Below are 8,971 nucleotides of genomic sequence, written 5' to 3'. Positions count from 1 at the left end.
CCGTCACCCATAAGCTTCACAACGCGCCCATTGTGGACAGCGATGGTCGGATTGATGAGATCGCTCCGGAGCGCCCGTAGCCGCGCCAGCGTTTGATCTTCGTCCGACCCCGCCAACCGGCTGTATCCGACCACGTCGGCGACCAGGATCGCCGCAAGTTTCCGCGTCTGGCTCACTTTGCCCACTCCTGTCGACTAAGTGGCATAGCACAGATTACAAAATCCCGTTTTCGAAGGCGACGTTCGATAGGTGAATTCCGAGATAGCCTCAAACAAAGCAGCGCGGGATCTGATTGGAAGTGAATTACGGCAACCACGATCTGTTGGCGAGGCGGACCTTAGGTGCCGTTGAAAATTTTCAGTCAACGAAGCGCGTCCTGTCAGACTTGATGATGACCTCGGCGAAATCGGGCGAGACCTTGCCGCACCAGGCCATCAAGAGTTTTCTCACCGCCCTGATACGGTGAGCCGCGCCAGCACCGTTTCAGCCTCGAGGCGAGGCACCACGGCGATACCATCGCGGTCGCCGACCAGTATGTCTCCCCGCGAGATGGTCATTCCTCCCAGTACCACCGGGAACCCGGCCGTGCCTGGACCATTGCGCGCCGGCGAGTTCGCGACGATCCCGGCACAGTAAACCGGCACCCGCCCGCCTCGATCCCGACAACATCGCGCACGAGGCAGGCGCACCCCTTGTTTCGCACCATGCCAAGGACCAGATCCTCAGTGACCGCCGCACCAGCAAAGCTGTCGGTGGCCGCAACGATGATATCGGCCAGTATCGCAGTACCTGGCGAGAGTGCCTTAATCCCTGGTGCAACGCCCCTCGCCCGCCCATGGCGTCTAGGACTAGGCTCACGGGCAAGCCGGAAAAGGCACTGATGATCTCTGCCGCAGGCCGTTCGAAACGGCTTTTGATGGTGAGCAGCGGTGGGTCTTCAATCATGTGGCGGCCTCACACCCTGAACGAACGAAAGACGAGCTGCAGCGGGATATTTGCGGTTCCTCAAAGGCGCTGCCGCAACTTCCATGCCCTTGAGAGATATCGAAGGCGAGGATCTTCGCTCTGGGGGCGCGGTGAAGTTCAAGCACCTGGCAGCTGAATTCCTCGCCATCGTAAAGAGCTGCGCGTCGTCGATCGCATCGAGGCAGCGACCCAAGGCGCCTCGCCGAGAGTGGAAGACGAGGAATAGTTCGCCCGATTCGCGTGATCGCATTTCGCGATAGCCGCCGGCGAGCCAGTCATTGGCTTCTCGGCGCCGGCCGATCTGTACTCCAGCGACCAGGTTTCAGAAAAGTTTCAGAATTTCGCCGGTACGCACCGCTCCACATGCGCCATGATCCCTACAATCTAGGGAGTGGCCATCATGGAAAACGACGTCGAAAGGCTCCGCATACGGCAAGAGCTTTACGAGTTGTACTTCAGTGGGGTCAACAGCTTGGCCTGCGCGCCAATGCCCGGCACCTTCTTCGAACTTCTAGAGTTGGGCGCCCTGGCTCGCCATGAACCCGTGCCTGAGGGGGCAGAACCTGCGGCTGCGGCAAAGGTCTTGACCGTAAGCGCGGATGGCCCCTGTATGTCGACGAGCCCGGCTCGGTTTGGCAGAGCGCTTCTGAATGTCGCATACAGAATCAGGGAGCATAGCAATCGGCGAGTGCGTGTTTGACACTTCGCGCGGCTTGCTGTTGCGCCAGGGTCATCCCGTCAAACTTCGTCCCAAGACATTTGCACTCCTGAGCCATCTCGTTGGAAAAACAGGGCACGTCGTCAGCAAGTCGGAGCTGATGGAGTCCGTCTGGCCTGGGCTGTTTGTAACCGAAGACTCGCTCACCCAAGGCGTGCGCGAGTTGCGCAAGGCGCTGCGCGATGACTCACAAAGTATAATTCGCACCGTCTCAGGCCGCGGCTACCTCCTTTCACCGCTTGGCGCGCCGGCGAGGCCGCCGTCCGACCTGCCTTCTGTAGCGGTGCTGCGCTTCACTAATGAAGGCGATGCGACCGACACGCCTCTGGTCGATGGTTTTGCCGAGGACATTGTCAACGCTCTGGCGCGATTTCGCACTGCTGTTGTCCTGGCGCGCAACTCAAGCTTTTCCTTTGCGTCGGAGGACCCCGGCAACTGGACCGAGGTCGGCAGGAGACTCGGGGCAACCTTCCTGGTTCGGGGACGCATGGGCCTTCGCGACGGCACCGTACGGGTGGCGATCAACCTCATCGAAGCGGCAAACGGCGCGGTCTTGTGGGGCGAGAAGTTCACAGCATCGGGCTCAGCTGTTTTCGACATGCAGGAAGAGATCGCGCTGCGTGTGACGAACCGTCTTGTCGCACGGCTCGACGATGCGGGCTTGACGCGCGCCCGTCCAAAGCCTCCAGCAAGCCTGGCGGCTTATGAGCTTCTTCTCAAGGGGCTGGTGCATTTGCGTGGCTACGGCGCCGACGATAATCAGGCAGCACGGAACTACTTTGCTGCGGCCGTCACCAAGGATACGCATTATGCGCTCGCGCGCTCATACCTTGCATTTGCCGACCTGATTATCGGCGATTATGGAATGGCTCCTCCGGAGGTGCTGGCCGACATAGTAGAGCAAGCCCGCTTCGCGGTAGGACTCGCACCAGAGGAGCCTCGCTGCCATCGGATTCTTGCCCAAGCACTGCTGTGCACGCGCACATACGATGCCGCCGAGCGGCACTTTCGAAGATCCTATGACCTCAATCCCTTCGATGCGGACACGATCGCGCAGATCGGCTATCTGCTTGCCATCAGGGGCAAGCCTTTCGAAGCCCTGACCTGGATCGACAAGGCGGTTCAGATCAATCCGATACATCCAGACTGGTATCATTCCGACCGTGCATTCGCCCAATACGCGGCGGGAGACTACAAGGGAGCCGTTGTCAGTTGGTCGATGTTGCCCATGACTTCGGCCGTAAGGCTCACATGGCTGGCGGCGGCACAGGCGAAGTTGGGCAACCAGGACGCGGTATCGCGGCTCGTTTCGGAACTCAAGCGTATCGCGCCATCCTACACTCCACTGGAGTCGATCCGGGCCAGCATGCTTTACGAGCATGAATCTGACGCTGACCATCTTCTCGACGGAGTCGCGAAAGCGCTGATGATGTGGAGCGCCGCCTGAACTGTTTGGTTACCGGCCGGACTGGCGGAGCTTTGGGCAACGTTGAAACATTACGACACCGATGTGTCGGATGGTTTGCATTCAAAGGTTTTTGCGACGCTATCTGAGAGCTCTCGTCGGTGATCGCGGGAGGAACTATGGAATCGCCCGAGCATGCTTTCGAAATCATCCGCTACAAGAAATTGGACCGTCCGCGTGCCGGCCTATAGCAACACGCTGACCTTCGCTTTCGAGGCAGAAAGCTACGCACGCTCCTATGCGGATGGCCAGGCTTTCCGCCTTAGCGTCGAGGTGGCTGAGCGCAAGAAGTGTGCGTGAAGGGGGCCTACAATCCTGGTCGTTTCGCCCCAGACGGCTGAACCCGACGATGTCCGCCACCAGGATTGCCGCAATCTTACGGCGCTTCGGTCATTTCTGCTGCCAAAACCGCCACAAGCTTTCGTTCTGGGCGCGCCACGATCCCCTCCGGCCCTACACCTGGGTTTGCTCTAACGTGGCACCCCTGCCTACGCGCAACCAGCTACCAGAGTCCGCTTCAATCGGCGGCAGAGCTCGGCCCAATGGCCGAATTGCGGCGCATAGCGGAATATGGCATCGCGCCTAGACGGTTGAGATTCAACCGCGGCTCAGAACTCGCCGGAGAGCACTGAAACGAATGCGATATTGCGCCGGCGTCAGCCCGACCTTGCGGCGGAAGAGACGCCCGAAAAAACTCGCATCCTCGTAGCCGACTTCATTGGCCACACCCTCGACCGCCAGGTCGCCGGTCTCCAGCAGTTCCTTGGCCGCTTCGAGCCGGAGCGCGTGGATGTAGTCGATTGTCTTCATGTCCGTGGCCCTTGCGAAGCGGCGCACGAAGGAGCGCTCGGACAGGCCTGACAGCTTGGTCATGGCGGTGACGGGCGAAGGGGTCCGGTAGTTGCGTTCGGCCCATTTCTGGCAGCGGTTGATCACCGCGTCGTCGGTCTGGCGAAAGCGCATCAGCGCTGCGAAGGGCTGCTGGCCCATGTCGTGCCACTGCAGCATGTAGACCTTGGCGACCTCCATCGCCTCCCTGAGGCTGACGAAGCGCGCGATCAGATAGAGGGCGAGATCCTGCCAGCTTGAGCCGCCCCCGGCCATGACGATGCGCTGGGCCTCGCCGCTCAGCACGAGCGACTGGCCCGGCTTCACCTTCACGCCGGGATAGTTGTTCGTGAGCGTCTCGACATAGCCCCAGTGAATGGTGGCCTCGCGATTGTCGAGCAGCCCGGCCTCACCGAGCAGCACCGCGCCCGAACATGCGCTGGCCAGCATGGCGCCGTCGTCATGCGCTCGCTTCAGCCACGCGGCTTCGGCGTCATACTGCCCGGCAACGCTTTCGCCCGGATTGACGAAGAAATCTGGAATACAGACGATGTCGGGTGGCGGGCAATCGGCAAGGCTGTGATCTGGGCGCACCCAGATGCCGTTTGCCGCGCGAAACGGGCTGCCGTCCCCGGCGACCACATAGGGCCGCATGCGTGGCGTGCCCGCGGCTCCGCTGGTGATGAACAGGAAATCCCTGCCGGGCGAGGAAAACAAGTCGAACATGCCGTAGATCGTGGAGGCGGTAGCCTCCGGAGCGGCAAGGATCGCCACATTCAATGGTCTCGCCTGTTCAACCATGGCAGAAATGACCGCCTTCCAGCATTTTCGACTTTAGCGGCCGTGCCCGCGCCGCGCTAGCGTGTGTCAAACGAGGAGACCGCTACATGGCCGCCACCGCTACCCTTGCACAATCGAGCATCGATAGCTTCCGTTCCATCTTGTGCGGCGAGGTGCTGGAGCCGTCGAACCTGTCCTATGACGCGACGCGGGTCGTTTGGAACGGCATGATCGACCGCCGTCCCGCCCTCATCGCGCGCTGCCGGAGTGCTGCCGATGTCGTGGCGTCGGTGAATTTCGGGCGCGAGCATCGGTTAGCGATCGCGATCCGCTCGGGTGGCCACAATGTTGCAGGCTACGCCGTCTGCGAAGGCGGCCTGATGATCGACATGTCGCTGATGAAGGGCGTGCGGGTCGCGTCCGGCCTCGACCGTGCCCTCGTCGAGGGCGGCGCGACCTGGGCCGATGTCGATGCGGCCACCACCCCGCTTGGCCGCGCCACGCCGGGCGGTCTCATCTCGGCGACGGGCGTTGCCGGCCTGACGCTTTCCGGTGGCATCGGCTGGCTGCGCGGCAGCCACGGCCTCAGCGTCGATAATCTGCTGGCCGCCGATCTGGTGACCGCCGATGGCCGGCTCATCCATGCCGACGCGACGCAGAACCCGGATCTCTTCTGGGCGCTACGCGGCGGCGGCGGCAATTTCGGCGTGGTGACGAGCTTCGAGTTCAAGCTGCACCCGATCGAACCGGAGCTGATGTTATGCGGTCCGGCCTATCCCGAGGAGCGCGCCAACGAGATCATTCCGCTCTGGCGCGACTTCATGCAGACCGCACCCGACCGCCTGAGCGGCCTGGCCGAGTTCTCCACCCTGCCCGACGACCCCTCGATTGCCGAGCATGCAAGGGGCCGGCGCGTCCTGGCGCTCGCGCATGTCTATGACGGACCGGCCGACGAGGGCGAACGGGTCGTGGCGCCGTTGCGCAGTTTTGGGGAACCGCTCGTCGATTTCAGCGGCCGCATGCCATATCGCACCATCCAGTCGCTCTATGACGGGCTGTTCCCGAAAGGCCGCGACCGCTGCTACTGGAAATCCACTTACCTTTCGCGCCTCGACGACGAGGTCGTCGGGGAGACCACTGCTTGGATGGCGAAGCGCCCCTCCGAAATGACCTTCGCCTCGATCTGGAAGTTCGGCGGTTTCGTCCAGCGCGTTGCAGCCGATGAGACTGCCTTCGGCGACCGCTCCATGCCCTTCATGCTCAGCCTCGACGCCATCTGGCCAGGCGCTAACGAGGACGATGCGAACATCGGCTGGGTTCGCAGCTTCTGGCAGGACATGCAGCGCTACTCGACCGGCCGCCTCTATCTGAACTTCCCCGGCCATGGCGAAGGATCGGATCTCGTCCGCGACGCCTTCGGCGCTGAGGCTTACGCGCGGCTCGCCAAGATCAAGCACAGATACGATCCGGACAATCTGTTCCGCCTCAACCAGAACATCCTGCCAATGCGCTGACGCACAATCAAAATCGGGTGTACGGTGCGACCCTCGTCTCGCCGTGGGAGCTTTGATCGCGCTGAGTCGCGAGCGACGACCAGCGTGGTCGCCGCGATGCCCGCTTTCAATCAGTGGCAAATCTGTCCGCAACGGCTGAGATGAAGCGCAAAGCTGTCGGGCAACCTTGGGGACCGCAAGCCAACTGGCAGCTTTAAGGCTTCAATCCGTCAGAAGTGGACGTTCAGCGTGCGCGAGTTCCGGTGGCCAGGATCACGTCTGCTTTATGACTTCATCTCGACACGGATACCATGCAGGGTCTTGCTCGAAGCGTTGAGCACGCGACCCGCTGGTTGGGGGGCCATATGCACCACGAGACAGCCTTGACCGTCCCATGCCTGAACCGCCTGGATGACATCTCGATTGGGCGGCATCATGGTTCCATCCGGCGCGAAGTCGTGGATAGGGCCTTCCACCTCATCGAACACGAATACTGAAGGCCAGCGGTGGTGATGTGTCGGCTCTTCCTCGTCGGGCTTGAGGATTACCTCAAGCACACGTAGCCGGTCATTCTCAAACAACACCTTATGGTTTCCGGGAGCCGCGATAACGGCGTCAAGCTTTGGATCCCACTGCGTAGGATCGGTCTGGTCGATCACCTTGGTAGTCATGGCGTAATTCTCCTCTCAGATAGACAGGCGGCCCTCACGCCGTCGTCACTGGTTGAATTGTGCCTTGGGCGCAGAACTGCTGCCCGTCCGCCAGTCGCGCATAGTTATGAACGATCTGGTTCTCGTGATCTTGAACCTGCACGACGAAGTTGCCGCCTTGCTCGGTCCAACTCATGATGAAAAGTCCGGGTCGAACGCCGGTCAGATTGCTCTGAACCACCTCGTCGATCTCGGTAGCGCCGATCGTCGCCTGCACCCGCAATTCGGTCGGCGACAGGACCGTCAACCTCGGTACGAACTGTCCGAATGAGCAATCAAAAGTCTTTCCGACGAGCGAGGTCGGAGCACCATTGGTGGTAGCCATCCTAATCCTCCTTGATGATTTTCGAAATCAGCTCGGCCGATGCTCGGGACAGATGCCGAACTGCCACTTTCAATTTTTGGAGCGCTCCAAGTGCAAGTTCCAACATTTTGGACCTAGCGTCAAGAAAAAACTTGGAGCGCTCCAAGAAATTGTCTAATTGAGGGAAATGAACGCTTCTAAAATGCCTACGCTCGCCGATGTCGGCCGGCTCGCTGGAGTCTCCCGCGGCACCGTCTCCAACGTATTCAACCATCCGGATCTGGTGCGATCCGATCTGCGCCAGCGCGTCGAGGCCGCGGCGCGTCAGCTTGGTTATGATGGCCCCGACCCGAGGGGACGCGTGCTGCGCGACGGCAAGTTCAACGCCATAGGCCTGATCCCCCCGGGCGCATACGCCATTGCCGATATGATCAGGAGCCCATATCTGCGCGAGCTGGTGCTTGGCGTTTCGCTTGCTTGTGACGAGGCTGGAGCGACATTGAGTTTGGTCAATGGTACGGACGAGACACGCACTTCCACCATTCGAGAGGCCTTGGTTGACGGCTTCATTCTGGGCCACAGCGCGGACATCGAGTTGATTGCGTCTTTACGGCGCCGGCGGCTGCCCTTCGTCATCCTCGAGAGCGATGCCGGTCCGGACGTCAATTCTATCCGGATAGACGGCAGGAGCGGGGCGCTGGCGGCCATCAGGCATCTGGCTGCTCTTGGACATCGGCGTTTTGCAATCCTTTCCATTCGGCGCACATCGGGGTCACCCATCGTCCATTTGCCTGGCAATTCCCCGCGCGCTATCTCTGCCGGTTTTCAACTCGATCAGGAGAGACTTTTCGGCTTCGCCCAGGGTTTGGCTGAGCTCGGTCTGTCAATCGACAATGTCCCGATCATCGAGACGACCCCAGGTGAGCCTTCGGCCGGAGCGGTCGTATTCGACCGGGCTCCGCAAGCAACGGCGATCTTGACTATGTCGGACTGGCAGGCAATCACCGTCCTGGACGAAGCGCGTCGGCGCAATATCAAGATACCCGAACACATGTCTGTCGTCGGCTTCGATGGCACTGCGGAGTCTTCGCGCACCACGCCCCCGCTCACGACAGTGGCTCAAGACATTGTCGGGAAGGGGAGACTTGCCGCCACGACGGTGTTTGCAAACGGCGCCCCGAGCCAGGTGATCATACCGGTCGAACTCTTGGTCCGCGGCTCGACCGCCCGACCACGCGGTTAGGCCGGTCACCTCATACTCGTCGTAACGCACAGTGCGCACTGCGAACTCCAGCGTGGTCGCCGTCAACGTCTGCTTTCAGAAGGTATCAAAGGTGGCTGCAACGGCCGAGATCAGGCGCATTGCGGTCCGGCAGCCTTGGGGCCGGGACCAGTAAGTCCGCTTGTGGTCAGTTAAGAACGACAGAGGCCGATCTCGACCCANGTCTTCAAAACGACGTGGTTGCATTATCGCTGTCCAGTAGGCCAAGCATGCTCGCATTCGAAACGCCAGTCGAATACGCTCAGCGAAGCTTTGAGCTAGGGAGGCAGGACAACCGCACATGGAGCGAAGGCTTACCGCGATCCTTGCTGCCGACGTGGTCGGCTACAGCACGCTCATGGGCGAGGATGAAGTCGGCACGCTCGAACGACTGAAGGGTTGCCGTCGAGAACTGGTCGACCCCGCGATCAAGGAATTCCACGGTC

General features: G+C 61.0%; 9 protein-coding genes and 1 pseudogene. 5 read left to right on the top strand and 5 right to left on the bottom strand.

Annotated features, from left to right (window positions below):
* Positions 1 to 176, bottom strand: a pseudogene (locus X756_RS1000000170285) (adenylate/guanylate cyclase domain-containing protein); the annotation flags it as partial.
* Positions 177 to 446: 270 nt separating this feature from the next.
* Positions 447 to 644, bottom strand: coding sequence for a hypothetical protein (locus tag X756_RS1000000168455; protein WP_196813640.1), 198 nt, complete (start codon positions 642 to 644; stop codon positions 447 to 449).
* 1,014 nt (positions 645 to 1,658) lie between these two features.
* On the opposite strand from X756_RS1000000168455, the gene X756_RS136400 reads away from it, so the two are divergent.
* Both X756_RS136400 and X756_RS1000000170485 read left to right on the top strand, forming a co-directional pair.
* On the top strand, positions 1,659 to 3,131 hold the full coding sequence (locus X756_RS136400) for a winged helix-turn-helix domain-containing protein (RefSeq protein ID WP_023829984.1): 1,473 nt from the start codon (positions 1,659 to 1,661) through the stop codon (positions 3,129 to 3,131).
* A 195-nt stretch (positions 3,132 to 3,326) separates the two neighbouring features.
* Positions 3,327 to 3,449, top strand: a complete 123-nt coding sequence (locus tag X756_RS1000000170485) for a hypothetical protein (protein ID WP_023825152.1) — start codon at positions 3,327 to 3,329, stop codon at positions 3,447 to 3,449.
* Between the two features lie 297 nt (positions 3,450 to 3,746).
* Here the strand turns inward: X756_RS1000000170485 and X756_RS136405 are convergent, their stop codons facing one another.
* On the bottom strand, positions 3,747 to 4,751 hold the full coding sequence (locus X756_RS136405) for a helix-turn-helix domain-containing protein (protein ID WP_245260153.1): 1,005 nt from the start codon (positions 4,749 to 4,751) through the stop codon (positions 3,747 to 3,749).
* Between the two features lie 113 nt (positions 4,752 to 4,864).
* Between X756_RS136405 and X756_RS136410 the strand changes: the two genes are divergently transcribed.
* On the top strand, positions 4,865 to 6,271 hold the full coding sequence (locus X756_RS136410) for an FAD-binding oxidoreductase (RefSeq protein ID WP_023716192.1): 1,407 nt from the start codon (positions 4,865 to 4,867) through the stop codon (positions 6,269 to 6,271).
* 263 nt (positions 6,272 to 6,534) lie between these two features.
* Here the strand turns inward: X756_RS136410 and X756_RS136415 are convergent, their stop codons facing one another.
* Together X756_RS136415 and X756_RS136420 are read right to left on the bottom strand one after the other, a co-directional pair.
* Entirely contained in the window at positions 6,535 to 6,921 is a 387-nt protein-coding gene (locus X756_RS136415; RefSeq protein WP_023699225.1) for a hypothetical protein, read from the bottom strand.
* Positions 6,922 to 6,955: 34 nt separating this feature from the next.
* Entirely contained in the window at positions 6,956 to 7,285 is a 330-nt protein-coding gene (locus X756_RS136420; protein WP_023699226.1) for a hypothetical protein, read from the bottom strand.
* A gap of 166 nt (positions 7,286 to 7,451) precedes the next feature.
* Between X756_RS136420 and X756_RS136425 the strand changes: the two genes are divergently transcribed.
* Entirely contained in the window at positions 7,452 to 8,507 is a 1,056-nt protein-coding gene (locus tag X756_RS136425; RefSeq protein WP_023825156.1) for a LacI family DNA-binding transcriptional regulator, read from the top strand.
* Positions 8,508 to 8,826: 319 nt separating this feature from the next.
* Positions 8,827 to 8,971 (top strand): adenylate/guanylate cyclase domain-containing protein (locus X756_RS1000000170480; protein ID WP_198020120.1); only part of this gene is annotated, 145 nt, incomplete at its 3' end.

Source organism: Mesorhizobium sp. LNJC405B00 (assembly GCF_000502615.1).
In the GTDB taxonomy this organism is placed as follows: domain Bacteria; phylum Pseudomonadota; class Alphaproteobacteria; order Rhizobiales; family Rhizobiaceae; genus Mesorhizobium.
This window is presented reverse-complemented; position numbering and strand designations above follow the sequence as displayed.